We start from the raw sequence: 26,489 nt of genomic DNA on the forward strand, positions 1-26,489 counted from the left end.
CACTGGCCGGCAAAGCCGGCCAGTGTTCACCAAAGAGATTGTTTGAGATGGAAGTCTACACATGACCAAGACCGTGCTTTTTTATGCCCGCTACTCCACCGACCGCCAGGACGAGGTGTCGATCGAAACGCAGATTGAACTCGGTAAGTCCTTTGTCGAGAAGCAGGGCTGGAAGCTGGTGGAGAACTATTGCGACGCCGCAGTCAGCGGAACGTCCTTCATGCTGCGTCCCGGCATCCAGCAGCTTCTCGCCCGCGTGAAGGAGGAGCGCATCGATGTCGTTCTCTGCGTTACCGTCGATCGACTGTCGCGCGATATCGAGCACAGCCACAAGATCCTCAAGAAACTGCGCTACCGCGATGTCGATCTCTGGACGGTCCACGCCGGCACCCCGGTCACGGACATGGAGATGTCGTTCCGTGCGATGCTCAGTCACGAACTTGTCGGGCAGATCCGCTACCGCACCCGGGAAGGCATGAAGACGGCGGCGCGCAAGGGCATCGCAACGACTCGCCTCTCCTACGGCTACCGCATCGGCCAACAGCGCGACGCCAACGGCGACCGTATCCGGGGCCTGCGGGAGATCGAGCCTGCCCAGGCCGAGATCGTGCGCTGGATCTTCGAACAATATGCGAATGGCGTCAGCCCGGCGACAATCGCTCAGAGTCTCAATGCGCGCCGCGTTCCCGCACCGCAGGAGGAGTACTGGCGTGACGACACCATCCGCGGAGATGGCAAGCGCCAGAGCGGCATTCTTCACAACGAGCTTTATGTCGGCCGGATAGTCTGGAACAAGCAGAACTATCGCAAGAACCCGGAGACGGAACGCCGCACAGCCCGTCTCAACGACAAGAGCGAATGGGTCGTGACGGAAGTCCCGTCCTTGCGTATCGTCAGTGACGAACTCTGGGCGCGCGTGAAGGAACGGCAACTGACGACCCTGGAGAACTTTTCCCGGACGACGACCAACAGGCTGAACAGGACGCACCGGCCGAGCTACCTGCTGAGCGGCATGCTGGAATGCGCCGAATGTGGCGGATCCTACGCCATCATGGCCAAGGACCGCTACGGCTGCACCAACCACAAGAACAAGCTGCCGATCAGTGGCCTCGACGGCGCCTGCTGTTCCAACCAGAAGACCATCCTGCGCAAGAACCTCGAGGATCGCGTCCTGTCCTGCCTGCCCGCCGCCTTCTTCGGCATGGGTGTATTCGACGACGTCGCCGGACAGGCGCGCCGCAACCTCGCAACGTCCGTCAGGAACGAACCCGACGAGCGCCAACAGATTTCCGAGCAGTTGAAGGCTGCCGAACAGGAGCAGCGCCAGATCATCCAGCAGATCAGCGATCGTGCCGCAGAAGGCCGGCCGCGTCTGCCCGCCTACGACGACATGCTCGATCAACTCGAGGAGCGCCGAGCCGGGCTCGAGAGCCGGCTGAAGCAAGCACCAAAGGAGGAAGATTTCGGCGAGAAGATCAGGAAGCTGAAGGCGGAAGTCAGTCCGGAAGCCGTCGAGTTGGTCCTCAACTCCGCATTCTATTACCTGCGCGAGCACGCCGACACGGAGACAAAGCAGCCCTTTATCAACATCGTGCGCCAGTTCATCCAGAAGGTCGTCATCGGCAAGACCCCCGGCCATCAGCCGGCATCACTTGAGGTCCACGGCCGGATCGCTTCGATCCTCGCGGCGATGGAAGCGGCAACGATCCTGGAGAAACAGTTCGAGGCACTGAAGCAGCATGATTACCTGGAGCGGCTGCGCGCCGGCGAACTGGACACGGAGCAGAAACAAAAAAAGCTCCTCGACGCTTATGCGGAGGAGCTTTCTGTGAAGCGACTTGAATGGCAGAATATTCAAGTCTCAGTGGTTGCGGGGGCAGGATTTGAACCTGCGGCCTTCAGGTTATGAGCCTGACGAGCTCGTACGCCTTCAAGGCAACCGACAAGCTGAAGATCACCCCCGGTGCTCAGTACTGGAGCGATCTGCGCACCGGCAACACTTTCGACAGCGGCCTCGACAAGTGGCGCGCTGGTCTGACCCTCGACTACGCGATCACCGAAGGTCTCGCGACCCGCGTCTCGGTTCAGTACGAAGACACCGACACCGTTGGCGGTGGCTCGAACGACGAGGTCAAGGGCTTCGTCCGCCTGCAGCGCAACTTCTAAGCCAAACTCGGCTTGAGTGCATGGCCCGCGGCGAGAGATTGCCGCGGGCTTCCTGGACATCACAGTTTTTGGAACAAACGAACCAAAGCTGGCTTATCACGGCGAGCCATGACGAAGCGCTGAGCGCCGTCCGGATCAGCCGCAGACCTCTCGCCATTGATCGCCGCGCCCTCCCAGTGCAGCAGGCGCCGGCAACCCTCGTCCTCGCTGCTATCATCCCCCTGCTGCCGCGCGCCTTCATCGGCCCACGCATGCGCAACACACAGGCTCCCACATTGCAGCGTTCGTGCGCGACAGACCGCGCAAGCTCGCCACGATCATGTGAGAAGCAATCGCTTGGTCAGCAACACGCCGATCAGGATCGCTTGATCGATGTGAGGAGCAGGGTCACCCTGCACCACAAATGCAGCCTGCCGGCTCCACCGGTTCCAGCCGTTTCTTGCAGCTATGCCCGAAGTGGGACGATCCCATCGACAAGGATCGATAGCCAGTTAAGAGAAAACGATAAACTGGATCGTTGCGGAAGGTTGCGTCGGCATCGCTCAACCGGTAGCACGGCTCCAGGCTGACCGCGTTGCCATCTCGACGTTCCCTCGGCCATTGCATCGTGAACACCTTTTGTTCAAAAATCCACCCTATCGGCAGGTGGCAGGAGCTGGTGAAGACCGAGCGCCAACCTATATTGAGCGACGTCACACCGGGTAGCTCGGATGTGTTCTGGCAACGACAAGGATAGATTTTATGAGCGAGAAATCCCCGGCCGATAATTTTCCCGCCGGCTATGAACTCCCCAAGGTCTGGACCTGGGACAAAGGCAACGGCGGCGCATTCGCCAGTATCAACCGCCCGATCGCCGGCCCCACGCACGAAAAGGCGCTGCACGTCGGCAGGCATCCGCTTCAGCTCTATTCACTTGCCACTCCCAATGGCGTGAAAGTGACGATCATGCTGGAAGAGTTGCTGGCGGCCGGCCATTCAGAAGCAGAATACGATGCCTGGCCGATCCGCATCGGCGATGGTGACCAGTTCGGTTCCGATTTCGTCGAAATCAATCCGAACTCCAAGATCCCGGCGCTGTTTGACCATGCCCCGAAGGGCGGCGGTGCGCCGGTTCGCGTGTTCGAATCTGCGTCAATCCTGCTCTATCTCGCGGAGAAATTCGGCGCGTTCCTGCCGGCCGAACTTCGCGCCCGCACGGAAACCTTCAACTGGCTGTTCTGGCAGATGGGCTCCGCCCCCTTCCTCGGCGGCGGTTTTGGCCATTTCTATGCCTATGCGCCGATGCAGATCAAATACGCCATCGATCGTTACGCGATGGAGGTGAAGCGCCAGCTCGACGTGCTCGATCGCCACCTCGAAAGCAATCAGTTCATGGCCGGCAAGGAATACACGATCGCCGATATGGCCATCTGGCCCTGGTACGGCAGCCTGGCGCTCAATCAGGCCTATGGCGACGCCGGCACGTTCCTCGATGTCCAGAGCTACAGCAACGTCCAGCGCTGGACGGCGGAAATCGCCGCCCGACCTGCAGTCAAGCGCGGCCGCATGGTGAACCGCCTGAGCGGCGATCCGTCCGAGCAGTTGCACGAACGCCACGACGCCTCCGACTTCGATACGAAGACGCAGGACAAGATCAACCAAAACGAGACAGCGTAAGGAGAAACGAATGGCGAAGCTGCCTGATATGACGAAACACCGGGGTTTTCCCTACGCCATGCCAGGCACAGGCATACAGTTCGTTATCCGCCGCGCCAATCCCAAAGGGGCAACGCCGATCAAGGCTTTGCCCCGCCACGCCCGGCCGGGCTCGGGAGCGCACCGCATCGATGCGGCATTCCTCCACGCCCTTTGGCACCATTTCGGCGCCGAACCGTTCGAGCGCGGCAATCTTGACGCCGCCCGGCTCAATCTCCTCTTCGGTCGCGAGGTCATGGCCGTGGAGAAGGATTTCGATCCGGTGTCCTACGAAGCCCTGCTCGTCATCAACGAACGCGTCGCCCGGCAGAGCTTCCCTGAATCCTTCGAGGACATCTTCGAAGTCTGACGCAACGGCTCCCAACCTGTGCGCGCCGCCGCACAGGTCCCTTGGGCGAACCGGCCGCTCGCTTGCAAACGGCGATGATTGCTCCTTCCAGGGATCTGACTTGTGGGGAGCGCTGCTGACCTGACACGCTGCTGCCAAGTTGTCGGCGCGTCCAAGACGGGCCATGCCTCTGGTCGGTGGTACTCATCTTTGGCGTGCCCCCAGGAACTTCTCTGCGGAAATGCCGGGGGTAAGCCGCCGCCCCCGTCAAACAAGAAGACCAATGTTACAGTTGCTGCGAGATCGATTGGATTCAGCGCGAGCGAAATCATCACTCGGCGGCGTGTCGGGATCCCATGTCGCCAGTCGTCTTCAAGACTGACAAGCCATGGAGAACAACAATGACGATCACTATTACCGCTTTTGAACGGTCACCCGATCGCGGCAGGGGGATGGCGCGTGACATGCGTGTTCGCTGGGCGCTCGAGGAAACGGGCCAGTCATACGATGTCCGTCTTGTTTCGTTCGATGCGCTGAAGGAGCCTGCCCATACAGTGCTTCAGCCTTTCGGGCAGATCCCGACCTATGAAGAAGGCGACCTTGCCCTGTTCGAGTCGGGGGCCATCGTCTTCCATATCGCCGAGCGCCATCCGGGCCTGCTGCCGGATGATGCGAATGCCCGGTCGCGCGCAATCGCATGGATGTTCGCCGCGCTCAGCACAATGGAGCCGCCCATCGTCGAGCGCGAAGTCGCCAGATATCTGGAGAGTGAGAAGACATGGTATGAGGAGCGCCTGCCTGCCGTCGAGGAACGCATCCGTAAACGACTGGGCGAACTGTCGTTCCGACTTGGCGATGCCGACTGGCTCGACGGCGCGTTCAGCGCCGGCGATCTCCTTATGGTGACCGTCCTGCGCAGGTTGGAGGGATCAGGCCTGCTGAACGATTATCCGAACCTTTCCGCCTATATCGCCCGCGGCCAGGCGCGGCCCGCCTACCGTCGTGCTTTCGACGCTCAATTGGCCGTTTTCAGCGCCGCATCGACAGACGGCTAAAGAACCGTTCTTTACCGGAAGCGGGCATCCAACGCCAAGGCGGCCCGCAGGCCGCAGCCGATCGCAGCCCTGTGTCCTCACCCCCTGCCCTGATGTCTTTCGGCGCGCCTTGCGCGACGACGGCCCCGTCCTCCATGACAATGATGTGGGTGCATCGTCGTTGCGGAACCACTTGTAATCGATGCCGATGTTCGTCGTGTGGTCGATCACCCCGCCCGTCTCGACATAGCCGTTATAGAAGAACGTCCCGTAGGAATCGTCAACCGAGATATTTTTCGCGTTGTGGCGGAGCGACCAGACATCGTTGCAGCGTGTCTGAATTCGTAGCCGATGACGGCCTGTTCGCAATCATAGCCATTGTAAGCTTACTCATCGACAAAGAGGTCGCGATTAATCTTCCCAAACGGCCCGGCCTCCACCGTTCCGATATGGGCAATCGGCCGACAAGAATGGACTAGAAAACTCTTGTTAAGACAGTGACTGCGACGGCACGTATTTTGCACGGGGCATTGCACGGGCCCGGCGGAAATTCGAGTGGCTCATCCGCGAGACATGGCCCTCTCCAGGACGACAGACAGAAGGACGTTCGCCCCGGCGGCGACATGCTCCGGTGAGGCGTATTCGCGCGGATTGTGGCTGACGCCATCCCGGCAGGGGACAAAGATCATGACCGTTGGCACCCGTCGCGCCAGATGAAAGGCGTCGTGGCCCGCCCCGGACACCATATCGTGGGCGGCGATGCCCATGCGTTCGGCGCTCTGTCTGACCAGCTTTGCGAGGCTCGGATCGAACCGAACGACGGGCGAATGCCAGCGAAGCTGAACGTCCAGCCCTATGGACGGGTGGCTGGATGCCAGGTCTCTGCAGCCACGCATCAAGGCATCATGCATGGCGTCCAACTCGGCCTCGTCGGGATGCCGCAGGTCGACGGTCATCTCGATGCGGCCCGGCACGACATTGATGGACCCGGGATGTGTTCGGACCTGCCCAATGGTACACCGCGCCTGCGGATCGCGCCCGCCGATTGCATGGACAAGGTCGATCATTCGCGCGAGCAGCGGCACCGGGTCTTTCCTCAGCGCCATTGGAACCGGCCCGGCATGGGTTTCTTCGCCATGCAGCGCGATCTCGTACCAGCGGATCCCCTGCCCGCCGGTTACGACGCCGATGGTCTTGCCGGTGTTTTCAAGGATGGGCCCCTGCTCGATGTGCAGTTCGAGATAGCAGTCGGCCAAGCCGACATCCGGTGCCGGCTCGCGGTCATAGCCGTGGCGAACGAGCTCGTCCGCGACACGGACGCCGTCCGCATCGCTCGCGGCAAGGACCTGTTCAAGGGGGAGGATGCCGCAGGCAACGCCCGACCCCATCATCGCCGGCTGAAAGCGGCTGCCTTCTTCGTTGGTCCAGACACAAAGGTCCACCGACCTCTCGGTCTCAAGGCCGAGATCCGCAAGCGTCTCGAGAACCTCGAGCCCGGCCAGCACGCCAAGAACGCCGTCGAAACGCCCGCCGGTCGGCTGGGTGTCGAGGTGACTGCCGACGAGAACAGGGGACGCGTCGGCATCGCGCCCTTGTCGGCGGAAGAACAGATTGCCGATCGCATCCCGCCGCAAGGCGAACCCTCGTGCCGCGCACCAGGAGACAAGCAGGGCGCGGCCCGCCTCATCTTCATCAGACAAGGTCAGCCGGCAGCTGCCATCACCTGGAATCGGGCCAATTTGCGCCATCGCCAGAAGCCTTGCCCATAGCCGCTCGCCGTCGATGCGGTGCTGCATCCGCTGTCCTCCCTGCCTCGTTCGTTTTCACATCGCCCTTCCGCGCATGGGCTGCCAGTCCCCCGCATGGGGGACTCGATGGCCCAGTCGAGCCGCACGTAGGATGGCTGATCGGACAGAGACCCTTGGGAGCAGCAGATGGATATGAAGGCAGACATAAACTGGAACGCGGTCGCGCGTGCCGTCAGGCCGGAAACGCGGCTGCTGATCGACGGCAAGTTTCGTCATGCGACGAGCGGCGCGACGCTTGCTTCCATCAACCCGGCAACCGGCGAGCACATTGCCGATATCGCTTGCGGAGGCGCGGATGATGTGGATCTGGCGGCGAATGTGGCCGCCAGACGTTTCAGGGACGGTGTCTGGTCGAAGATGCCGTTGCGACGCCGCGTCGACATCCTCACCAGGTTTGCCGAACTTCTCGGCGAACATCGCGAGACCCTCGCCGTGCTGGACACGCTGGAGATGGGAAAACCCATCTCGGAAATGTGCTGCATCGACGTTCCTGCCAGCATTCTGACCATGAGGTTCATGGCCGAGGGACTGGATAAAATCGGCGGCACCTGCCCCGTGACCAACGACGGTTCGCTGCATTACATCCTGCGACAGCCACTCGGTGTCGTCGGCTGTATCACCCCATGGAACTATCCCTTGATGATGGCCGTGTGGAAGGTTGCGCCGGCGCTGGCGGCTGGAAACAGCGTGGTGCTGAAGCCCGCCGAAGACGCGTCCCTGAGTGCGCTGTTGCTCGGGCGACTGTTTCTGGAGGCGGGCGGCCCCGATGGCGTCTTCAATGTCGTCCCGGGCCCGGGCGCGGTCGCCGGCAAGGCGCTGGCCCTCTCGCACGATGTCGCCAAGATCGCGTTCACCGGGTCCACGGCCGTGGGGAGGCAGATGTATCGTTACGCCGCCGACTCCAATCTCAAGGCGGTCTCGGCAGAACTCGGCGGAAAATCGCCGCAGATCATCCTTGGTGACGTCGAAAACCTGGCGAAAGTCGCAGCCACGGTCGCCGATGGCCTGTTCGGCAATCAGGGCGAAGTTTGCTCCGCCGGAACCCGGATCCTGGTCGCACGGCCGCTGGAGGAGGAATTCACCGAACTGCTGCGGCAGGAGGCCCTTGCCCGCTACCGGCCCGGAGATCCGCTGGATCCGGCAACGACAATGGGGCCGCTGGTCAGCAAGACGCACCAAGAGCGCGTTGTTGGACATATCGCGAGGGCCATTGATGAAGGCGGCCGTTGCATCCTTGGAGGTGCGTCCGGGCGGTTTCCCGAGGCATCAGCCTTCGTGGAGCCGACACTCTTTACCGGGGTCGACAACGACATGTCGATCGCCCGCAAGGAGGTCTTCGGCCCCGTCGGTGCCATCATTCTCCATGACGGGCCGGAACACGCGGTGGCGATTGCCAACGACAACCCTTACGGACTTGCCGCCGGGATCTGGACGACAAATCTGGGCGCTGCTCATCGGGTCGCGCGCGATCTGGAATGCGGCATGGTCTGGATCAATGGCTACATGAATGGTGACATGAGCCAGCCATGGAGCGGATGGAAGCTTTCCGGCCACGGCCGCGACAAATGCCTCGACGCGCTGGTGGATTCGACCCATAGCAAATCCGTTTGGGTGACGCTCGACTGACCCTGACCTATTTGTGCAAGTGAATGACCAAGACCGACGTGAGCAGGAGACCATGATGAAAACGTCAATCGGCAAGGCAGGAGGTGCTGCGGCGATCGCGCTTCTGACGACGTATGCGCCCGCCCCGGCTTATGCGGCAGACGACATTACCGTCATCCGGAACGCGGCGATCCACACGATGGCGCAGGACGGGGGCGAAGCGGATGCGCTGGCGATCGACGCCAAAGGCATGATCGTCTCCGTCGGCACGGAAGCCGATGTGCTGGCCCAGGCCGGACCGGATGCTCGCGTGATCGATCTCGGCGGCAAGGCCGTACTGCCGGGTTTCCAGGACGCCCACGTCCATCTCGTCGAGGCCGGCGTCAACGAGATCCTCTGCGAGTTTGAGCCCTTCGCGACATTGAAGCAGACCCGAGAGGCGGTCGAGGCCTGCGACGCCGAGACGGAGGGTGAGTGGGTCCTCGGTTCCGGCGTCGGCATGCCGCATCTCCTCGACCAGACCGATAACCCGGTTGCCGTGCTGGACGAGCTCGTGCCCGACAGGCCGGCCCTTATCCTCGACGACATCGGACATGCCGCCTGGGCCAACAGCAAGGCCCTTGAGGCGGTCGGCTACGACACGCTCGAAGGAAACCCGCCCGGTGGCATCATCCTGCGCAATGCAAACGGCAAACCCAACGGCATCGTGCTCGAGAATGCCCAGCAGAAGCTGCGCAATCTGGCGTTTCCCGATACGCCCGAAAACGAAGAATTTGCCTATGAAAGCATGCTGCCGACGCTGAAGACCTTCGCCGAGAACGGCATTACCACAGTCAGCGACGCCGGCGGGTTCTGGCCCCAGGGCCATGTGAAGGCGTGGGAGACAGCCGAGAAAAACGGGACGCTGACGGTGCGGGCGTTCAACGCCCTCTACGTCTACCCGGATCTGCCTTTCGACGAACAGGTCGAGAAGCTTGCGAAGCTCTACAGCAACGATCCGGACCGGCTTTTGAAGTTCAACCAGGCCAAGCTCTATGTCGACGGCATTCTTGAGCAGCGCACCGGTGCGGTGCTGCAGCCGTATCTGAACGGACCGGGCATCGATCACGGCTTCAACTCAGGCTTCCTCTATTTCGAAACACCGGTTTTGAATGATTACGCCCGAGCCCTCGCCGATATCGGCTTCAAGCTGCATTTCCACGTGACGGGCGACCGTGGCGCGGGCCTGGCGCTCGACGCCATCGATCAGGCGGATAAGAAGCCGGGACCGCATCGCCTCACGCACCTCTACCTGCTCGACCCGGCGGACTATCACCGCTTTCGCGACACGGGAACTGTTGCGGATTTTCAGTTGGCGCCAAGCTCGCTCGATCCCGATTACATCGCCTTCATCCGCCAGTTCATCGGCAAGCGCGCCGATCGCATGATGCCGGCGGCGAGCCTGGAAAAGAGTGGCGCGACCGTCGTGATGAGCAGTGACTTCGATGCCGATGAGCTTTCGCCGCTGGTCAAGATCGAGGCGGCGCTCGAACGCCCGAAGGAAGGTGCGGCGGACGTGCGCACCGCGGTCAAATGGATGACCGTCAATCCTGCCCGGCTCCTGAACCAGGACGACCGCACCGGAACTCTCGAGGTCGGGAAATACGCCGATCTCGTCATACTCGACAAAGACATCTTCGACATTCCGGTCAATGAGATCGGCGAGACCAAGGTCAAGGCGACGCTGCTGCAGGGCAAGCCGGTCTTCGACGCGGACGGATTGTTCGCGCCAAACTGACACGCCGCGCATGAACGGGGATGTGAGACCTGGCGCGCCATCGACCGGCGCGCCATCGCCGTTACTGCCCGAACAACAACGAAAACAACTCGCCCTGCGACGATATCTTGAGCTTGGAATAGATGCGCTTGCGGTGAACCTTGACGGTCTCCGGGCTGTTGCCGAGGTGCCGCGCGATGCTTTTGGTCGAATGTCCCTTGAGCATCAGCCTGATGACCTCGGCCTCGCGGACACTGACCGGCATGCTGGCAAGCCGGTCGACGACCGGCTCCTGAACATCGGTCGGTTCAACATGACAGGCCTCGGGCCAATGCTTGCGGCAAAGGGCTGATATCACCGGCAGCAAGGCGTCAAGCGATGCCCTTCCGGAAGGATCCGCATGGCGATCCTCTCGCCGCAGGCCGATAGAGAGCGCAATGCTCGTCTTCGGGCCCGCCCCGACGAGGATAGCGATCTCGTCCCGCAAGCCGGTTTCCGCGTAAAAGATCCGGTAATATTCGCTCTCCCTGAAATCATCGGGCGCGCACTCGTCGAGGCTGACGACACGGTCCCGCGGTTCGCTGGCAAAGAGGCCATAGAAAGGATCGAGCAGGTAGGCAAAGCTGAGATAGGGCGCGACGGTGCAGCGCGTGGCCTCCGCGTCGAGATCGCTATAGAGCTGGACCGGCGGCCGGTCGGTCGAAAACACCGAAATGTACAGGCTGTCGAAGCCACATGCGCCCAGGCAAAGCTGGCGCAGGGCGTCGGGAAAATCCGGTCCGCCAAGCGCTGCGACCGCTTGCGAGAGGGGCTGCACATGTTCGAAAGGAATTCCCGTCATCTGCACCCCACTCCTGAAAGCCTCATCGCAAAGCTACCTTGCCGACCACATCCGTTTTGTCAAAGCGGCTCCTGCTGGGTGATGCAGTGAATGCCACCGCCGCCGATCGCAATCGAATCGATCCGCACTTCGCGGATCCGCCGGTCGGGGAACCGCGACTGCAGCATCCGCCGGACGGTCGTGTCCGACGCAACGCCGTAGGCCGGCATGATCACGCCGCCGTTGACGATGTAGGAATTGACGTAGGAGCGGCAAAACTTCGGATGGGTCGAGGGTGCATCCACGGCCTCGGGCACGGTAACGATCCTGATCGGCCGGCCCTTGGCGTCGGTCTGCCCCTGCATCGCCTCATAATTCAGGCGGATATAGTCGTTCCAGGGCGACTCCTCTTCGCCAGGGCTTTCCATCAGCACGACGCCCGGCGCGACAAAGACGGCAATGCCGTCCGTATGGCCGTCGGTCTCGTCTTCGAGCGGGTTGCCCGGGAGCCAGATGACCTTCTCGCCTCCGAGCATCTCCAAAAGCTCGCGCTCGATCTCGTCGCGGGTCCAATCCGGATTGCGGTTGCGATTGGGAAAGCAGGTCTCCGTGGTGATGATGGTGCCCTGCCCGTCAACGCTGACGCCACCGCCTTCGGCAACCAGATTGGAGACGAAGCCGGTCACGCCCGCCTGATCGACGACGGTTTCGGAGAAGCGGGCATCCGCATCATACGGGTGATACTTGCCGCCCCAGGCGTTGAAGCGGAACCGCGTTGCAGCCTTGCGGCCATCGGCCGAGGTCAGGAAGCACGGGCCGGCGTCGCGAGCCCAGCTGTCATCGATCTCTGTTTCGACGATGTCGATCGACGGATCGAGCAGCGCTCTTGCACCGGCGACATCTGCTGGCCGCACGGCCATGGTAACAGGTTCAAACTCACGGATGGCGTGAGCGACGGCGGCATAGTCGCGCCGCGTCGCCTCGATATCGTCCCAGACGCCGCGGCGACCTGGCCACATCATCCAGGTCCGCTTGTGCGGTTCCCATTCCGCCGGCATGCTGAAGCCGGCTTGTTTCGGTGTCTGATTGGGCATGTTCATTCTTTCTGCCTAAGGCACTTCTTGGCTATTGCAAACGGCGTCGGGCCGTTGGTGCTGTCGAATACGGTTTGCGGCTTCACTCAGCCGCGGGGCGTCTTCCCGTCCAGTGTCAGGATCGACCCGTAGAGATCCGGGCGGCGATCGCGAAACACGCCCCAGGAGCGGCGGTAGCGCCTGACATCGTCGAGATCGAACGTCGCAAGCAGGAAGGTTTCGTCGACGCGATTGGCTTCCGCGACGATCAGGCCGGTGTGGTCTGCGATGAAGGAGCTGCCATAAAACGTGCTGGTGGTCTGGCCATCCGTTTCCGTGCCCACCCGGTTCGACGCGATGAGCGGCACCATGTTGGCCGCCGCATGCCCCTGCATCGTGCGCTGCCAATGGCCCGAGCTGTCGAGGTCGAGGCTGTTTGGCTCGCTGCCGATCGCAGTCGGAAAGAACATCAGTTCGGCTCCGTCGAGCGCGAGCAGACGGGCCGTTTCAGGAAACCATTGATCCCAGCAGATGCCGCAGCCGATGCGGGCATAGCGCGTATCGATCGCCCGCAGGCCGGTATCTCCCGGGCTGAAGTAGAATTTCTCCTCGTAACCCGGCGCTTGAGGAATGTGGGACTTGCGGTAGTTCCAGAGGACCTCGCCGTCGGCATCGATGACGGCGAGCGAATTGTACTGAACCGGGCCGGCCTTCTCGTAATAGGAGATCGGCAGCACGACCTCCAGTTCTCTTGCCACGGCACGGAAATGCCTGATCGCCCGATCCTCGCCGAGTGATGCGGATAGCTCCAGATGCGCGAGGTTCTGCTCAAGGCAGAAGTAGGGCGTCTGGAAAAGCTCCTGCAGCAGGATGATGCGCGCACCATCCTCGTGCGCGAGCCGGATCAGCTCCTCTGCCTTTTGAATGTTTTCATCGACATCCCAGCTGCAGGCCATCTGGGTCGCCGCGACAGTGACTTTGCTCATTCGATTGTCCTTCGCCGTTTGCGCCGTTTCAACGCGCAGCCATGAAGTCCGCCACGGAAGCGGAGATGGCTTCAACGATCTCATCGCACTGGTTTTCCGTGATGATCAGGGGCGGCGACAGGATGATGCGATTGCCGACCGGCCTAACGATAACGCCGCGTTCGACGCAGCCCTTGAAGACCTTTTCCGTAACCCTTTCATGGGCTGGCAGCGGCTGGCGCGTTGCCTTGTCGGCGACGAAATCGATACCGAGCATGAGGCCGCGGCCGCGCACGTCACCGACGATGTCGTGCTTCAAGAGAAGGCGCGCCTTCTGCTGCAGGTGGGCGCCGACCCGCGCCGCATGAGGCAGCAACTGCTCGCGCTCCATGATCGCGATGTTGGTGAGCGCCGCCGCGCAGGCAACCGGGTGGCCGGAATAGGTCAGCCCCATCGAAAACACGCCGCCCTCGCATTGCGGACGGCTGATAACCGCATGGATCTCGTCGGAAATCAGCGTCGCGCCGAGCGGGATGTAGCCCGATGTGATGCCCTTGGCGGAAACGAGGATGTCCGGCTGGGTCTCGTAGATCGCGTCGGAGGCGAACCATTCGCCCAGGCGACCGAAGGCGGTCACCACCTCGTCGGCGATGTAGAGGATATCGTGGCGTCGGCAGACCGCCTGCATCGCGCGGTGGTATCCCTTCGGTGCCACCAGAACGCCGCCCGCTCCCATGATCGGCTCGGCAATGAAGGCGGCGACATTCTGCGGGCCGAGCTGTTCGATCCTGGTCTCGAACTCCTTCACCAGAAAATCGCAATAGGCTTCCTCGGTCATATCGGTGGGTTTGGCGTAGCAGTCCGCGGCAGAGATATGGTGGATGAAATCCTCGCCCACCTGGGAGAAGCCGTATTTGGTGCCGTGGATGCCGGTGAGACCGGCCGCCACATAGGTTGCACCGTGGTAGGCGTTGTTTCGCGATATGATCTTGCGCTTGCCCGGTTGCCCTCGCATGGCGAAGTAGTAGTGAACGATGCGAATGGCCGCATCGTTGGCCGTCGAGCCGCCGCAGGTGTAATAGACATGGTTGAGGCTGCCTGGCGAAAGGTCGGCCAGCCGGGCAGCCAGCTCGGCTGCCGGAACATTCGTCGAGGCGCCGAAGGGGTTGTAATATTCCATGTCCAGCACCTGACGGGCGATGGCATCGGCCATCTCCCGCCGGCCATGGCCAATGTTGACGCACCACAAGCCGGCGATGCCGTCGAGGAAGCGTTGCCCGGTGCTGTCGGTGACGAACACGCCTTCTGCTTTTTCGATCACCTGGCTGCCGGTCGCGGCAAAGGTCGTGAAATCGGTATAGGGATGAAGGACATGGTCGCGGTCCATTTCCCACGCGGAACGACTGTTGAGGCGCGCGCTTTCGCTGGCACCAAGGTTGTGCTGGATCGTCATCTTCTTTCTCCGGGAGGTTTGACACGGCCGAGCCGCGTCAGGGTTTTGTCGCGATGGGCTCAGCGCAAGAGCTTGGTCCAGACGCGGTCGTAGAGCTTGGTCACCGCGGGCGAGCAGGCGGTCAGAAATTCCGGCGTCGGTGCGTCGGCAGGTGGATTGAGTTCGGGCGCACCCGCCAGCGCCTTGTCGACGAAGGCCTCGGACCCCTTGATGCCGTTCGAATAGCGGGCGTAGTTGGTGATCATCGCGGCATTTTCCGGCGCCATGATGAAGTTGACCCAAAGCTTGGCATTTTCGAGGTTCTTCGCGCCCTTCGGCACGGCGACATTGTCCATCCAGCCGGTATAACCTTCCTTCGGATAGATGTATTCCAGCGTCGGCTTCTCGTCGCGAGCCCGCATCGCATAGCCGTTCCAGCTCATCGAGACGATGGCCTCGCCCGAGGCAAGCAGTTCCTTGGTTTCGGAATTGTAGCTCTTCACGAACGCCTTCTGCGTGGTCAAAAGGTCGAGCACCGCCTTCAGGTCCTCGGGGTTTTCGTTGCAGCGCGGCTTGCCGAGATAGCGCAAGGCCATGTTGATCACGTCGTTGACGTCGCGCAGCATGTTGATCTTGCCCTTGACCGCGTCGGCGGGCTCGAACAGCGTCTTCAGCGAATGATCGGCGCCGTCGACAACGGCGCTGTCGATGACGAAGCCGGTGGAGCCCCAGGCCCAGGGCGCGGAATAGACGCGGCCCGGATCCCAGAACACGTCCCGCCATGTCTCGTCGACATGGTTGTAGTTCTCCATCTGCGAAACATTGATCGGCTCCAGCAGCCCCTCGCGCACCAGGATCGTCATCGTGTCGTGCCCGGGCACGATGACGTCATAGCCGCCGGCGCCCGATTTCAGCTTCGCCAGCATGGTCTCCATCGAATCATAGGTGTCGATGTGAACCTTGACGTCGTAGGTCTTCTCGAATTTGGCGACCATTTCCGGTGGCGTGTATTCGCCCCAGGTGTAGATGAAGAGGTCGCCGGCGGCGAAAGCCGGTTGGGTGGCCGCGCCGGCAAGCAATGCAGCGGACAGAATGATCTTCTTCATGTGAACGTTCCCCTTTGTTGTTTGTTGTCAGGCGGTGGTCAGTGCTTGTGGCCGATCTTGCCGATAAGGGCGGAGACGAGGACGAGAACGGTGGAGGCCCCCAGCATCAGCGTCGAGATGGCGTTGACTTCCGGCGTCATGCCGAGCCGCAGCATCCCGTAGATGTGGAGCGGCAAGGTGGTCGCGCCCGGTCCGGCTACCAGCGCGGTGATGATGAAATCGTCGAGCGAGATGATGAAGGCGAGCAGCCATCCCGAAAGCAGTCCCGGCACCAGCAGCGGCAGGGTGATGCGGGCGAAAGCGCGCGCCGGCGAGGCATAAAGATCTGCCGCCGCCGCCGGCAAGCTCGCATCCAGCCCCTCCAGCCGCGCCTTGATCGGCAGATAGGCGAAGGGGATACAGAAGACGATGTGCGCCATCAGAATGGTGACGAAGCCGAGGCTGATGCCGATGGCCACGAAGAAGACCAGCGACGCGACGGCAGTGACGATTTCCGGCACCATCAGCGGGAAGGTCAACACCAAATAGGCTGCCTCTCCACCGGACGCACGGCGATTGACGGTGGCCACGGCGGCGCCAAGTGCCAACAGCGTTGACACCGTCGCCGCGATGATCGCGATGATCACGGAATTCAGCGCCGCGGTCTGGATGTTCTCGTTGCCGAATACGGTCGCATACCAGCGGAAGGAGAAACCGCTCCACCGGCTGACCGAGCGGCCGTCGTTGAAGGAATAGGCCGCCAGAAAGACGATCGGCGCATAGAGGAAAATCAGGCAGCCGACCGAGACGGCGCCGAACCCGGCGAAGGCGCGGATGTCGCCGATGCGCGCTGTGGCTTTGATGGTTTTCATGGCTGACGAAGGTGCGTTGGACATCTGTTGGTCTCCCTAGCGGCAATCGGACTTCTGCTGCCCGGCCCGACGGGCAAGCCACAGGAGCACAAGGAGCGTGAGCGTCAGCAGGATCATCGACAGCGCCGCGCCGAACGGCCAGTTGCGCGCGCTCTGGAACTGGGTGCCGATCAGGTTGCCGATCATCAGGGTCTTGCCGCCGCCGAGAATGTCGGGCGCCAGGTAGGAGCCGATCGAGGGAATGAAGACGAGGAGGCTACCGGCGATGAGCCCAGGCCGCATGACCGGCAGCACGATGCGGAAGAAGGCGATGCGGCGACTGGCATAGAGGTCGTAGGCCGCTTCCAGCAGCCGGAAATCGAAACGCTCGAAGGCCGAGTAGAGCGGCAACACCATGAAGGGCAGGAAGGAATAGATGAGCCCGAGGCAGACCGCAAAACCGTTGTAGCTCAAGGGCAGCGGTTCGCTGATGATCCCGAATTGCATCAGGACGGCGTTTATCGGACCATCTCCTCGCAGGACAAATAGGAGTGCGATGGTGCGGATCAGCAGGTTGACCCAATAGGGAATGGTGATCAGCACCAGCCAGATGTTCTTCTGCCGCTCAGGCCGGGTGGCGATGTAGTAGGCGGTCGGAACGCTGATGACGAGGCAGAGCAGCGTTGCAAGGCCGGCCTGACAGACCGAGCGCGCAACGATGATGAGGTAGTCGGGCGTGAAGGTCAGACTGTCGTCGAGAAAATCCCGTTCGAACAGGATCGAGCTGTAAGCCTCGGTGGTGAACGTCCATTCGACGCCACCATAGGGAGCCGCCTGCAGGAACGAGTAGACGAACATGATCGCCATTGGCGCGACCATAAAGAGCAATATGACCGCGATGGCCGGACCGAGCAGGCCGAGATCGGCAAGGCGCGGCGAGACGCGCGAGGAAAGGGAAAGTTGCCGGGCGCTCATGACAAAAGCACCTTGATCGAGCCCGGTTCGAAACCCACCCCGACTTCATCGCCGGGCGCGAAATCCAGCAGGCCGCGCAATCCACCGCGCGGTGCTCTTGCGGTCAGTGTCTGGCTCCCGGCCATGAGGTGATACTCGACCGCGTTGCCGAGATAGGTCCGGGCAACGACCCGCGCCGTGCCGCTGCACGCTTCCTTGCCGGCCTCGCGCATGACCAAACGTTCAGGACGAATGGACAGGGATACGATCTGGCCGACCACAAGCGGCCACTCGATCGACGTGCGGATGTCGGCGAAGCCCTCGACGGTCAAGGTTGCCTCGCCGCCAATGAGCCCCGAAACGCGTGCATCGAGAAGGTTGCTTTCGCCGATGAAGTCCGCGACGAAACGGCTTTCGGGATGTTCGTAGATCTCCTCGGGCGTGCCGACTTGCTGCAATCGTCCCTGGTCGATGACGGCTATCCTGTCGCTCATTGCCAGCGCTTCTTCCTGGTCGTGGGTCACGAAGATGAAGGTGATGCCGGTTTCCCGTTGCAGCGCCTTCAGCTCGAGTCGCATCTTCTGTCGGAGCTTCAGATCCAACGCCGATAGCGGCTCGTCGAGCAAAAGCAGCTTCGGCCGAGGCGCGAGCGCCCGGGCAAGAGCAACGCGCTGCCGCTGGCCGCCGGACATGGTCTCGGGTTTGCGATCGGCATATTCGGTCATGTGCACAAGCTCGAGCATGCGCTCGACCGTGCGTTCGGTTTCGGCCCGCGCAATGCCGAGCATTTCCAGCCCGAAGGCAATGTTGCGCCGAACGGTCATATGCGGGAAAAGCGCATATTGCTGAAACACTGTGTTGACCGGTCGGGCTTCCGGCGGCAGCCGGCTGACATCCTGGCCGAAGATCGTGCAGGTCCCCGCGCTCAAGGTTTCGAAGCCGCCGAGGATGCGCAGTAGCGTTGTCTTGCCGCAGCCGGAGGGGCCAAGCAGGGTGAAGAACTCGTTGGCGTGGATCGACAGATGGAAATTCTTGAGCGCTTCGTAGGGCCGTGCGCTGCCGGCGTTGTAGACTTTCGAGAGCCCCTTCACTTCCGCGGCGATCGTGTCCTGTCGCGCGTCGCGAAACCTGGACTTTTCCGTTGAACCTTGCATGCGTTCGCTTGAGCGCGAAATCGATAGGCTGGCACTTGTCCGCATCTGATGTTCCCCTTGTTCGGGACTGAAACTTCCCGTCTTTTCAAGGAGTATGAGGACATGGCCGAGGTGCGTTAAGTCACCCTTAGGGGGTATCGGCCCGCGGATCCTTCGACCCGCGGGCAGCGTCGAAACGAAGCGTCTATGCCTGCGCTTCGCTTTGCTGCCGCCTGCCGCGCAGGATGATCACCAGGGCCGTCATCACGGTCATCAGCACGGAAATCGCCGCGATCGCCGGATCGAGGTCGAGGCGGAGATTGTCCCACATCCTCTTCGGCAATGTCGTGACGTTGACGCCGCTGATGAAGAGGGTGACGGAACTCTCCTCCCAGGACATCACGAGGCTGATGAACCAGGCGGTGAAGAGGCCGAAGCGTATGTTGGGCAGGATAACCAGAAAAATCGACTGAAAGGGATCGGCGCCCAGAATGCGTGCCGCCTGATCCAGCGTTCGGTCCATTCTGTTCAGCGCGGTCATGATGGCGACGACCGCAAAAGGCACCGTCACCACGACATGGCCTATGATCACGCCCGCAATCGTATCCAGCAAGCCGATCTGGGCCAGAAGGAAGTAGATCGAGACGGCCGATGTGACCGGCGGCACGATGATTGGCAGCAGCACCAGCCCGGTCAGGACCTTTGCAAGTCTTGGCCGCAGCAGCCAGACGCCAAGCGCGAAAGCGGTGGCAAGCAGCGTCGCGACGATGCTCGACAGGATCGCAATCAGCGCGCTGGTGCCGATGCTGGCAAGCCAGGTGTCGGCGTCCAGGAGCGCGCGGTAGTGGCGCAGCGAATAGTCTCCATCCGGCAGCGAAAGAAACCGTTTCGCAGTGAAGGAGAACGGCACCACCGCTACCAGCGGGAGGAGGAGGAAAAGCCCGATCGCTCCCGCCAGAAGGACACCCATACGTGATCTTCCAAGCATTGTTCACTCCTGCCGCGTGACGGATGGATCGAGTTTGACGACACGCTGGACCAGCCACAGCACCGCAACGACGAAGAGGAGCAGGATGATACCGAGTGCGGAACCAAGCCCCCAGTTGGCCGTCTGGAACATCTGCACGAAAACCGCTTCCGCGATCATCGTGACCCGGCCGCCGCCCAGAACCATCGGCGTGCTGCCTCCATGCACCCCGACATCCATTTGTAGAGCGAGCGCTTGCCCGGAAACTTTTCCACGTCCCAGAAGTCGGCCCAGGACTTGGGCGGATTGTCGCCAAATTTCTTGGCGTCGTAGGCAATCACATAGCTCAGGAAATAGTTCGCCACGCTGAATTCATAGGCGAACCCCGGCTGGACCGCATCGCGCTCGACGACGGTGTAGTCGATCGGCTCGACCATGCCGAGTTCGCCGAGCGACTTGGTGGCGCCGGGGTCGGCGTCGCACACGTCCCAGCTGACGGCGCCGCTCTCGAACTGCGCCTTCATTGCACCCTTCGTCGGGCCGGAGCCGTTGATCTTGACCTCCACGGCGTGCTCGCTTGCATAGCTGCTCGTCAGCGCCTTTTCGAATGCGTCGACCGCGTCGCCGCCCCAGTTCGTCACGACCAGTTGCTTCTCGGCCGCCCGGGCGAACTTGCCGCCGATCGTTGAGGCGGCGCCGAGAAAGACGAGCCCGGCAAGAAAGGTGCGGCGGTCGATCCTGCCTGTCGCGTGTTGCGTGTGCAGGAGATCGAGGCATTCGTTCGTCAGGTTGCTGTTCATGGCTATTCCCCTTTGTTTTTAGGTTTTTGATTTTCGGCTCTCGTCAATCGTGCAGAAGTCTGGCGTCGCTCCTGTTCCAGGACACCCAACGGTCCTGCCCGACGGCGAGGTCCTCGTTGAAACCGCCGCGCGGGACGGTCAAGGTGAGCGCCAATTGTTTGGGCGCGCTCCCCTTCACGACGACACAGGATCCCTGAAAGACCAGGGCATCGACCCGGAACGGCAAGACGTTGCTGTCGGCTGCCGGTCGATCGCGATGCAGCGTCAATCGTTCCGGCCGGATCGCCAGCACGGCACTCCCGTTTGCGGCAGATCGAGAGATAGTCTCGTGATCCGCATCCAGACCAAACCCGGCGTGGCACACCTTTCCGGCCGCGGCCGGCTGATCGCCCAGCGGAATGACGTTCATCGTGCCGAGAAATTCCGCCACAAATCTCGAATTCGGCCGATCGTAAAGCTCGTCCGGTCGACCGATCTGCTCGATCGCGCCTCTGTTGAAGATGGCGATCCGGTCGGACATCGCCATCGCCTCGCTTTGGTCATGGGTCACGAACAGAAAGGTTGTCCCGGTCCTGCGATGAATGGAGACCAGTTCGTCCTGCAACTGCTCGCGCAGGTTCTTGTCCAGCGCCGACAGCGGCTCGTCGAGCAACAGCAGTTCCGGTTCGAACACCAGCGCCCGGGCAAGCGCGCAACGCTGTTGCTGCCCGCCAGAAAGAGCCGACGGCCGTTTGTGCCCATGGCCGTTGAGCCCGACGAGATCGATCATCCTGTTGACGCGTCGTTCCCGCTCGTCGCGCGAAAAGCCGCGCACCTTCAGGGAGAAGGCGATGTTGTCGGCCACGCTCAGATGCGGAAACAGCGCATAGCCTTGAAAGACCATGCCAAAATTTCGCTTGTCCGGCGGCAATGGACCGATATCGTCACCGTCCTTGAGGATGCGCCCCCCTGTCAGCGGCTCGAAACCGGCAATTGCATTCAGCAAAGTGGATTTCCCCGAGCCGGACGGCCCGAGAAAGGTGAGAAACTCACCCTTCTCGATGTCGAGCGAGACACGCCTCAGCGCCTCGAACGCTCCGAAGCACTTGCGTGCGTTCATGATGGCAAGATGGACGACCATGTATGACCAACCTCAATCGACGCGATCGCGAATAAGCGGGCTCGTCGAGCAATGAATACCGCCGCCGTTCAACTGGACTTTGTCATAGTCGATCTCGAGAACGGCGACATGATTTCGGCCGAGCGCCTCTCGGGTGCGGTCCGAAAGGCCCCGTGGCATGATCACGCGACCTGGCGCAATCGCCAATCCATTGACGATCCACGGATTGTCGTCCTCGTTCATCTCGATGGTGCGGATTCCGAGCGTCTTCAGCCTTTCAAGGAAGCTGAACGGCAGCCCCCGCGCCCACACCAGAGCAAGATCGACGTCAATCATCAGAAAGTGGCCGTCGATATGAATATCATAGCCGCAGAGATCGACGACGATGAGCTCGACGCCTTGATAACGCAGAACCTCGGCGATCTGCGCGATGCCGTCGTCATTGATGCGAATGCCACGGCCGATGACGGCGGTCTTGCTGTTGAGCCAGGCAAAACTTCCGCCTTCGGCCATGGCCTTTCCGTGCAGAGTGCGCAGCACCGGCATACCGAGTTTCGCAAGCGTGCGGGTCACGGGCAGTTCTTCGCCATGGCGCATGCGCGGCGCCAGCCGCGGCACGATCGCGCCGCCCTTGATCGCAATGCAGGAATCGCGCGTGTAGACGGACTTGAAGCGCGAACCGTCGACCCCCTCGACCATCACCACCTCCACGCCTTCCCGGCGCAGGAGGTCGGTAAGCGCGTCGTGCTGTGCCTGGAGCTCGGCAAGTTGCGGAATGACGTCGCTCTGCCAGTACCATCCGGCTTCGAGATCGCCGTACGTACCCGTCTCGGCAATCGTCTTGGTGCGATCGATAATCGAGAATTCGTCGCCAGGACGATGCATCAGCACCGACCGCAGGGCGCCCACATCGTTGTCGCATCCCCAGTTCCGGCCCCAAAGGGCGCTCAAGCGCTGCGGCGCCTCGAAGGCCGGTTCCGGCTCGGAACCGAAATACTTGATGGTTGCCGAATAGAGATCTCGCTTTTTCGGTGGGATCGCACTCACATTCATTCCCCTTTGCTGCCTGCGTCCGAGCCTCCTTGCGGGTGGCCGGGCCTTGTATATCAGCGGATCATATTGGATAGCTTTTCTCATCCATAACGAATACATTTCCTTCTCAACTTGAGTTTTTCTCAAACTGTTTGTTGGATGGAACGTTGAACAGATTGCCGCCGTTGAATGCCTTGCGCGCTTTCGAAGCGAGTGCGAGAAACAGAAGCCTGACCAAGGCGGCCAATGAGCTTCACGTCACGCCCGGCGCGATCAGCAAACAGTTTCGACAACTGGAAGAGCATTTCGGCTTTCCGCTTGCCAACAAGTCACGCGATAACTTCACCCTCACGCCCGAGGGGCAGGAGCTGCACAGCAAGATCAGTCAGTCTTTCAGTCTGCTCCATGAGGCTGTTCACGGCTTGCAGCGCGACCCGATCGCAGGCCGGCTGGTTCTGCGCTGCATGCCGGGATTTGCGACGCGCTGGCTCATCCCCCGCCTCGGAAAGTTCTACGCGCGTTTCGAGCGGGTGGAATTGCAACTGATGTCGCTTGCCGAACTGAGCGATCCCTTTCAGGACGGGATCGCGGACCTCGCGATCACGTTCGGTGACCCGCGCTCAAGCAAGCTGGAGGCCCGGTTGCTGAAACAGATGGAGTTCTTTCCCGTGTGCAGTCCGGTCCTGCTGAACCAGGACGGCGGTATCAAGCGAAATCGCGATCTCTTCCGGTACGTGCTTCTCGATGGGGTCGGCGGCACCCATTGGAACGACTGGTTCAAGGCGCAGGGCCAGTCAGTTCCCGCCGACATCCGGCGGCTGTATTTCGAAGACTTCAACCAGAACCTAGCCGCAGCACGCAGCGGCCTGGGCGTTGCGATGGGCGACAACATCACGGCCGCGGAGGAGCTGGCGCAAGGTGCACTGGTGCGCCCACTGAAGGGTTCCCTCAATGCGTCGCCGAAGGGCTACTATGTCCTGACCCAGAAGGGCCGCGAGAACTCCCCGCTGTCAAAAGTATTCATTGAATGGATCTTCAATGAAGCCAAGAGCGTGACTGACTGACTGCATTGGCTCTTTCCATCTTGCGCTCCGGCCGCGACAGAGGTTCTGCGTCAGCTGGAACAGAACCGTCGAACCGGGATCGTGTGATGGAACGACTTGCGTCTTGTCCGGCAGGCGAGAGCTTGCCGGATAAGAGATCATTGACGTTCTATGGCTTGACGCGTTGCGACAGAAGCTTGCCGGCGAAGGCCCAATTGTCGTCGCTGACGTCATTGAAGACGATGCTGACCGCTTCGCGCGTACACCCACAGTGTTCGACCAGTGCCTGTGTCACGGCCTCGGCCGTTTTCTGCTTTTGCTCGACGGTACGACCTTCAGACAGGTCAATTCTTATCCAGGGCATGACGGGTTCCTTTCCGGAAACGGTTCAGTGATAAAGGACGCTTTCGGGGTAGACGGGAGCAGCGTCAAGCAGGCCGACGTCGCTAACTTTATTCCGTTGCCAATTCTTTCGCGCGCACTGCGGCAGCGGCGACGGTTTTGCATAGGATTTGCGGCATGGCCTCCGCTTGCTCGAAGACGGCCAGCCCCGCTGCCGTCGTGCCGCCAGGGCTTGTGACCGCATGCTTGAGTTCAAGCGGTGAGCGCGGATCCTCGTCGATGAGCCCGGCCGCGCCAACAATGATCTGGCGCGCGAACAAATCGGCCGTTTCTTTCGAAAACCCGATCAGTTCGGCCGCCTGCTGCAGATGTTGCGTGAAAGAGAAGACGTATCCTGGCCCACTGCCGGTGATCGCTGTGGCAAGGTCGATCTCATTTTCCGATTTCAGCCAATGGAAACGCCCCATAGCCCCGAAAACGAGCTCGACAAACGTCCGATCCTCGGACGATATCGCGCTGTCGGCATATCCAACGCTCATCGCCTTCCGCACAATCGCGGCAAGGTTGGGCATAATCCGCACCAGCCGTGAATTGTGGGCCGCGCCTCGTTGCAGCGAAGCAATAGGGGCTCCCGCGGCGATCGAAATGATCAGTGACGCTTGCAGATTTTCCTTGGCGCTCAACAGTGCCTCAACCGCGTCACCTGGCTTGACCGCCACAACGCAGACATCAAACTGATCGGCACCCAGGGCAGCACTATCGCTCACAACCCTGGCTTCAATTTGCTCTCCCAACAGCCTTCTGGCCTTCTCTTCGTCCGCGTCGATCACGGTCAGAGAGAGGTTCGCCATTGCCCCATTGAGAGCAAGTGCAATTGCGGATCCCATGTTTCCGCAGCCGATCAGCAGGACAGAACACCCTTTCGAGAAAAGCGACACGATCTTTCGGCTCCAGCGTTTGTGAAATTCTGCGTCGCGTCCGCAAGTGATCTGCGGACGCGACGCATGGCAAAGCGGCTACTGCGAATGTTACTTCTCGCCCCAATGGCCGATCAGGTGATATTCGGCAGGACGGTTGCGGCGCATCCAGAGGGCACGACTAATGCCGAGCGCCAGGACGACGAGATTGATGGCTGGGAGGATCCAGTTGATTGCCCCCTCCCGCCCGGTGAACATCGGTATGTTGCTGAGCACATAGTAGACGACTACGGCGAGCGCGATCGCCGAAATGGCGGGAGCGATCTTGCCTTCCCACAGCGAGACGCCGCGGCGATCGTGCCAGAAGAACGCAAGGATGGATAACGCGGTTAGCAGTTCCATTGCCGGAATACTGACCGCAACCGGGACGCTTCCAACGACAAACAGATCGAGATAAGGATCGAGGCCCTGCCACATGCAGTACAACAGAACGATGGCACTGAAGAGTGTGTGGGCAAGACTTGCGACCCACGCCGACCCGCTCTCCTTCGACTTTTTTGAAAAAACTGGATTGATGGCGCGGTCACGGCCCAGCGCGTAGAGATAGCGGGCAGTGGCATTGTGAAAGGCGAGAATGGACGCGAACCAGCTGCCGACGACAAGCAGCGTAATGATCTCGGCAAAGCCTGCCCCGACATATTGGCTCGCGGCCATGGTGAACATTTCAGTCGGTTTCTCGTTGGCAACGGCAACAGCCGAACTGCCGAAACCCTGTACAATGGCCCAGGTGACAAGTGCCTGAAACACCGCGATCAGGCCAATCGACGCGAAGGTTGCCTTGCGCACGGTCGCAACGGGATTGCGCACGTCTTCGCGAAATAGCGCCGTGGCCTCGAAGCCGGCAAAGGCAGCAAAGACGACGAGCAGCACAACGCCGATTTCACCGCCGGCTACGATGTCCGGCCGAAAAGGTTGGAGCGATAGCCCCTCTGCACCGCCCGCAACGACGATGCCGGCCGAAAGCACAAGCAAGACGCCGACTTCTACCAGCATGATGACGCCGAGAACACGGATGTTCAACTCGACATTCATGACGCCGAGAATACCCATCGCCGCCAGTGCCCCGAACGCCCATGGCTCCCAGGAGGTTTGCACGCCCGTCATCGAGGCCATCGCCTGGCTTGCGAACACGGCGAAGGGGCCTATCGCTCCCGTCGCGGCAATTGCGTAGGCGAGCACCGCCACGAAGGCGGTACCGAGGCCGAGCGGACGACCGAGGCCAGCGGCAATGTAGGAAAAAAGTGCACCTGCGTTAGGCACGAAGCGTGTCATCGCGGTGTAACCGACGGCGAAGATCGCGAGGAATGCCCCGACCACCAGAAACATGCCGGCGGTTCCGATACCGCCCCGCCCGATTGCCAGCGGCGTCGAACCGACGGCGAAGCCGAGAGGTGCCGCAGCCGCAATGACAAAGAACACCACGTCTTTGGCCCCGAGCCGCCCTCCCCCAGTGCTCGCCGACGCATCGGTCAAACTCTGTGCACCTGAGCCGGGTTCATCCGACGAGTACATGTTGGTCATCAC

The 26,489-nt window shown here is 61.3% G+C and carries 25 protein-coding genes; 8 read left to right on the forward strand and 17 right to left on the reverse strand.

Annotated elements, in window-relative coordinates; all coding sequences use genetic code 11:
• The first annotated feature begins 61 nt into the window (after positions 1-61).
• The 5 genes from LPJGGPFB_RS23135 to LPJGGPFB_RS23155 all read left to right on the forward strand — a co-directional run bounded on the left by LPJGGPFB_RS23135 (position 62) and on the right by LPJGGPFB_RS23155 (position 5,244).
• Entirely contained in the window at positions 62-1,909 is a 1,848-nt protein-coding gene (locus LPJGGPFB_RS23135) for a recombinase family protein (protein ID WP_173422329.1), read from the forward strand.
• Positions 1,906-2,166 (forward strand): porin, encoded by a 261-nt coding sequence (locus LPJGGPFB_RS23140; protein ID WP_173422330.1) that lies wholly within the window; start codon positions 1,906-1,908, stop codon positions 2,164-2,166. The genes LPJGGPFB_RS23135 and LPJGGPFB_RS23140 overlap by 4 nt, the downstream gene beginning before the upstream one ends.
• Positions 2,167-2,907: 741 nt before the next feature.
• Positions 2,908-3,822, forward strand: a complete 915-nt coding sequence (gene yghU / locus LPJGGPFB_RS23145; protein WP_173422331.1) for a glutathione-dependent disulfide-bond oxidoreductase — start codon at positions 2,908-2,910, stop codon at positions 3,820-3,822.
• 10 nt (positions 3,823-3,832) lie between these two features.
• On the forward strand, positions 3,833-4,210 hold the full coding sequence (locus LPJGGPFB_RS23150) for a hypothetical protein (RefSeq protein WP_173422332.1): 378 nt from the start codon (positions 3,833-3,835) through the stop codon (positions 4,208-4,210).
• A gap of 380 nt (positions 4,211-4,590) precedes the next feature.
• Positions 4,591-5,244 carry a glutathione S-transferase family protein gene (locus LPJGGPFB_RS23155; protein WP_173422333.1) on the forward strand — a complete coding sequence of 218 codons (654 nt, stop codon included), beginning with the start codon at positions 4,591-4,593 and terminating at the stop codon, positions 5,242-5,244.
• Positions 5,245-5,783: 539 nt separating this feature from the next.
• On the opposite strand, the gene LPJGGPFB_RS23160 is transcribed toward LPJGGPFB_RS23155, so the two are convergent.
• Positions 5,784-7,019 (reverse strand): Zn-dependent hydrolase, encoded by a 1,236-nt coding sequence (locus tag LPJGGPFB_RS23160; protein ID WP_173422334.1) that lies wholly within the window; start codon positions 7,017-7,019, stop codon positions 5,784-5,786.
• A 138-nt stretch (positions 7,020-7,157) separates the two neighbouring features.
• Here LPJGGPFB_RS23160 and LPJGGPFB_RS23165 point away from each other — a divergent pair, with 138 nt between their 5' ends.
• Positions 7,158-8,657: an aldehyde dehydrogenase family protein gene (locus LPJGGPFB_RS23165; protein ID WP_234903010.1), complete on the forward strand. Its 1,500-nt coding sequence runs from the start codon at positions 7,158-7,160 to the stop codon at positions 8,655-8,657.
• Positions 8,658-8,712: 55 nt separating this feature from the next.
• On the forward strand, positions 8,713-10,413 hold the full coding sequence (locus LPJGGPFB_RS23170) for an amidohydrolase (RefSeq protein ID WP_173422335.1): 1,701 nt from the start codon (positions 8,713-8,715) through the stop codon (positions 10,411-10,413).
• A 61-nt stretch (positions 10,414-10,474) separates the two neighbouring features.
• On the opposite strand, the gene LPJGGPFB_RS23175 is transcribed toward LPJGGPFB_RS23170, so the two are convergent.
• From LPJGGPFB_RS23175 to LPJGGPFB_RS23235, 13 genes are all read right to left on the reverse strand, one after another.
• Positions 10,475-11,233 (reverse strand): helix-turn-helix transcriptional regulator, encoded by a 759-nt coding sequence (locus tag LPJGGPFB_RS23175; RefSeq protein ID WP_173422336.1) that lies wholly within the window; start codon positions 11,231-11,233, stop codon positions 10,475-10,477.
• Positions 11,234-11,292: 59 nt separating this feature from the next.
• The gene (locus tag LPJGGPFB_RS23180) at positions 11,293-12,312 is read right to left on the reverse strand and encodes an agmatine deiminase family protein (protein ID WP_210264585.1); all 1,020 of its coding nucleotides are present in this window, start codon (positions 12,310-12,312) and stop codon (positions 11,293-11,295) included.
• A gap of 80 nt (positions 12,313-12,392) precedes the next feature.
• The gene (aguB, locus tag LPJGGPFB_RS23185) at positions 12,393-13,271 is read right to left on the reverse strand and encodes an N-carbamoylputrescine amidase (RefSeq protein ID WP_173422337.1); all 879 of its coding nucleotides are present in this window, start codon (positions 13,269-13,271) and stop codon (positions 12,393-12,395) included.
• Positions 13,272-13,299: 28 nt separating this feature from the next.
• Positions 13,300-14,703 carry an aminotransferase gene (locus tag LPJGGPFB_RS23190; protein WP_173422338.1) on the reverse strand — a complete coding sequence of 468 codons (1,404 nt, stop codon included), beginning with the start codon at positions 14,701-14,703 and terminating at the stop codon, positions 13,300-13,302.
• A 59-nt stretch (positions 14,704-14,762) separates the two neighbouring features.
• Positions 14,763-15,788 carry an extracellular solute-binding protein gene (locus LPJGGPFB_RS23195; protein WP_173422339.1) on the reverse strand — a complete coding sequence of 342 codons (1,026 nt, stop codon included), beginning with the start codon at positions 15,786-15,788 and terminating at the stop codon, positions 14,763-14,765.
• A 38-nt stretch (positions 15,789-15,826) separates the two neighbouring features.
• Positions 15,827-16,663: an ABC transporter permease gene (locus tag LPJGGPFB_RS23200; protein WP_234903011.1), complete on the reverse strand. Its 837-nt coding sequence runs from the start codon at positions 16,661-16,663 to the stop codon at positions 15,827-15,829.
• Between the two features lie 12 nt (positions 16,664-16,675).
• Positions 16,676-17,593 carry an ABC transporter permease gene (locus LPJGGPFB_RS23205; protein WP_173422340.1) on the reverse strand — a complete coding sequence of 306 codons (918 nt, stop codon included), beginning with the start codon at positions 17,591-17,593 and terminating at the stop codon, positions 16,676-16,678.
• Positions 17,590-18,726 carry an ABC transporter ATP-binding protein gene (locus tag LPJGGPFB_RS23210; protein ID WP_173422341.1) on the reverse strand — a complete coding sequence of 379 codons (1,137 nt, stop codon included), beginning with the start codon at positions 18,724-18,726 and terminating at the stop codon, positions 17,590-17,592. Before LPJGGPFB_RS23210 ends, LPJGGPFB_RS23205 begins: the two co-directional genes overlap by 4 nt.
• 184 nt (positions 18,727-18,910) lie before the next feature.
• Positions 18,911-19,693, reverse strand: coding sequence for an ABC transporter permease (locus LPJGGPFB_RS23215; protein ID WP_173422342.1), 783 nt, complete (start codon positions 19,691-19,693; stop codon positions 18,911-18,913).
• A gap of 3 nt (positions 19,694-19,696) precedes the next feature.
• On the reverse strand, positions 19,697-19,879 hold the full coding sequence (locus LPJGGPFB_RS23220; protein ID WP_173422343.1) for a hypothetical protein: 183 nt from the start codon (positions 19,877-19,879) through the stop codon (positions 19,697-19,699).
• On the reverse strand, positions 19,849-20,472 hold the full coding sequence (locus LPJGGPFB_RS23225; protein WP_173422344.1) for an extracellular solute-binding protein: 624 nt from the start codon (positions 20,470-20,472) through the stop codon (positions 19,849-19,851). The genes LPJGGPFB_RS23220 and LPJGGPFB_RS23225 overlap by 31 nt, the downstream gene beginning before the upstream one ends.
• Positions 20,473-20,515: 43 nt before the next feature.
• A complete protein-coding gene (locus LPJGGPFB_RS23230; protein WP_173422345.1) occupies positions 20,516-21,592 on the reverse strand; it encodes an ABC transporter ATP-binding protein in 1,077 nt (358 codons plus the stop codon).
• Positions 21,593-21,604: 12 nt separating this feature from the next.
• Positions 21,605-22,618: a dimethylarginine dimethylaminohydrolase family protein gene (locus tag LPJGGPFB_RS23235; RefSeq protein WP_345791061.1), complete on the reverse strand. Its 1,014-nt coding sequence runs from the start codon at positions 22,616-22,618 to the stop codon at positions 21,605-21,607.
• 152 nt (positions 22,619-22,770) lie between these two features.
• On the opposite strand from LPJGGPFB_RS23235, the gene LPJGGPFB_RS23240 reads away from it, so the two are divergent.
• Positions 22,771-23,667 (forward strand): LysR substrate-binding domain-containing protein, encoded by an 897-nt coding sequence (locus tag LPJGGPFB_RS23240; protein ID WP_173422347.1) that lies wholly within the window; start codon positions 22,771-22,773, stop codon positions 23,665-23,667.
• 148 nt (positions 23,668-23,815) lie between these two features.
• On the opposite strand, the gene LPJGGPFB_RS23245 is transcribed toward LPJGGPFB_RS23240, so the two are convergent.
• From LPJGGPFB_RS23245 to LPJGGPFB_RS23255, 3 genes are all read right to left on the reverse strand, one after another.
• Positions 23,816-24,010, reverse strand: a complete 195-nt coding sequence (locus LPJGGPFB_RS23245; protein ID WP_173422348.1) for a 2-hydroxymuconate tautomerase — start codon at positions 24,008-24,010, stop codon at positions 23,816-23,818.
• A gap of 88 nt (positions 24,011-24,098) precedes the next feature.
• Positions 24,099-24,926 carry a pyrroline-5-carboxylate reductase gene (gene proC / locus LPJGGPFB_RS23250; RefSeq protein WP_173422349.1) on the reverse strand — a complete coding sequence of 276 codons (828 nt, stop codon included), beginning with the start codon at positions 24,924-24,926 and terminating at the stop codon, positions 24,099-24,101.
• A 90-nt stretch (positions 24,927-25,016) separates the two neighbouring features.
• Positions 25,017-26,486: an APC family permease gene (locus LPJGGPFB_RS23255; RefSeq protein WP_173422350.1), complete on the reverse strand. Its 1,470-nt coding sequence runs from the start codon at positions 26,484-26,486 to the stop codon at positions 25,017-25,019.
• Between the last annotated feature and the right edge of the window lie 3 nt (positions 26,487-26,489).

It is taken from the genome of Ensifer adhaerens (genome assembly GCF_013283195.1).
GTDB classification, from domain to species: domain Bacteria; phylum Pseudomonadota; class Alphaproteobacteria; order Rhizobiales; family Rhizobiaceae; genus Ensifer; species Ensifer adhaerens_G.

Coding starts and splice junctions, on each gene's coding strand:
- LPJGGPFB_RS23135 (WP_173422329.1), top strand. CDS start 62: ATGACCAAGACCGTGCTTTTTTATGCCCGCTACTCCACCGACCGCCAG.
- LPJGGPFB_RS23140 (WP_173422330.1), top strand. CDS start 1,906: ATGAGCCTGACGAGCTCGTACGCCTTCAAGGCAACCGACAAGCTGAAG.
- yghU (WP_173422331.1), top strand. CDS start 2,908: ATGAGCGAGAAATCCCCGGCCGATAATTTTCCCGCCGGCTATGAACTC.
- LPJGGPFB_RS23150 (WP_173422332.1), top strand. CDS start 3,833: ATGGCGAAGCTGCCTGATATGACGAAACACCGGGGTTTTCCCTACGCC.
- LPJGGPFB_RS23155 (WP_173422333.1), top strand. CDS start 4,591: ATGACGATCACTATTACCGCTTTTGAACGGTCACCCGATCGCGGCAGG.
- LPJGGPFB_RS23160 (WP_173422334.1), bottom strand. CDS start 7,019: ATGCAGCACCGCATCGACGGCGAGCGGCTATGGGCAAGGCTTCTGGCG.
- LPJGGPFB_RS23165 (WP_234903010.1), top strand. CDS start 7,158: ATGGATATGAAGGCAGACATAAACTGGAACGCGGTCGCGCGTGCCGTC.
- LPJGGPFB_RS23170 (WP_173422335.1), top strand. CDS start 8,713: ATGAAAACGTCAATCGGCAAGGCAGGAGGTGCTGCGGCGATCGCGCTT.
- LPJGGPFB_RS23175 (WP_173422336.1), bottom strand. CDS start 11,233: ATGACGGGAATTCCTTTCGAACATGTGCAGCCCCTCTCGCAAGCGGTC.
- LPJGGPFB_RS23180 (WP_210264585.1), bottom strand. CDS start 12,312: ATGAACATGCCCAATCAGACACCGAAACAAGCCGGCTTCAGCATGCCG.
- aguB (WP_173422337.1), bottom strand. CDS start 13,271: ATGAGCAAAGTCACTGTCGCGGCGACCCAGATGGCCTGCAGCTGGGAT.
- LPJGGPFB_RS23190 (WP_173422338.1), bottom strand. CDS start 14,703: ATGACGATCCAGCACAACCTTGGTGCCAGCGAAAGCGCGCGCCTCAAC.
- LPJGGPFB_RS23195 (WP_173422339.1), bottom strand. CDS start 15,788: ATGAAGAAGATCATTCTGTCCGCTGCATTGCTTGCCGGCGCGGCCACC.
- LPJGGPFB_RS23200 (WP_234903011.1), bottom strand. CDS start 16,663: ATGTCCAACGCACCTTCGTCAGCCATGAAAACCATCAAAGCCACAGCG.
- LPJGGPFB_RS23205 (WP_173422340.1), bottom strand. CDS start 17,593: ATGAGCGCCCGGCAACTTTCCCTTTCCTCGCGCGTCTCGCCGCGCCTT.
- LPJGGPFB_RS23210 (WP_173422341.1), bottom strand. CDS start 18,726: ATGCAAGGTTCAACGGAAAAGTCCAGGTTTCGCGACGCGCGACAGGAC.
- LPJGGPFB_RS23215 (WP_173422342.1), bottom strand. CDS start 19,693: ATGCTTGGAAGATCACGTATGGGTGTCCTTCTGGCGGGAGCGATCGGG.
- LPJGGPFB_RS23220 (WP_173422343.1), bottom strand. CDS start 19,879: ATGGTTCTGGGCGGCGGCCGGGTCACGATGATCGCGGAAGCGGTTTTC.
- LPJGGPFB_RS23225 (WP_173422344.1), bottom strand. CDS start 20,472: ATGAACAGCAACCTGACGAACGAATGCCTCGATCTCCTGCACACGCAA.
- LPJGGPFB_RS23230 (WP_173422345.1), bottom strand. CDS start 21,592: ATGGTCGTCCATCTTGCCATCATGAACGCACGCAAGTGCTTCGGAGCG.
- LPJGGPFB_RS23245 (WP_173422348.1), bottom strand. CDS start 24,010: ATGCCCTGGATAAGAATTGACCTGTCTGAAGGTCGTACCGTCGAGCAA.
- LPJGGPFB_RS23255 (WP_173422350.1), bottom strand. CDS start 26,486: ATGACCAACATGTACTCGTCGGATGAACCCGGCTCAGGTGCACAGAGT.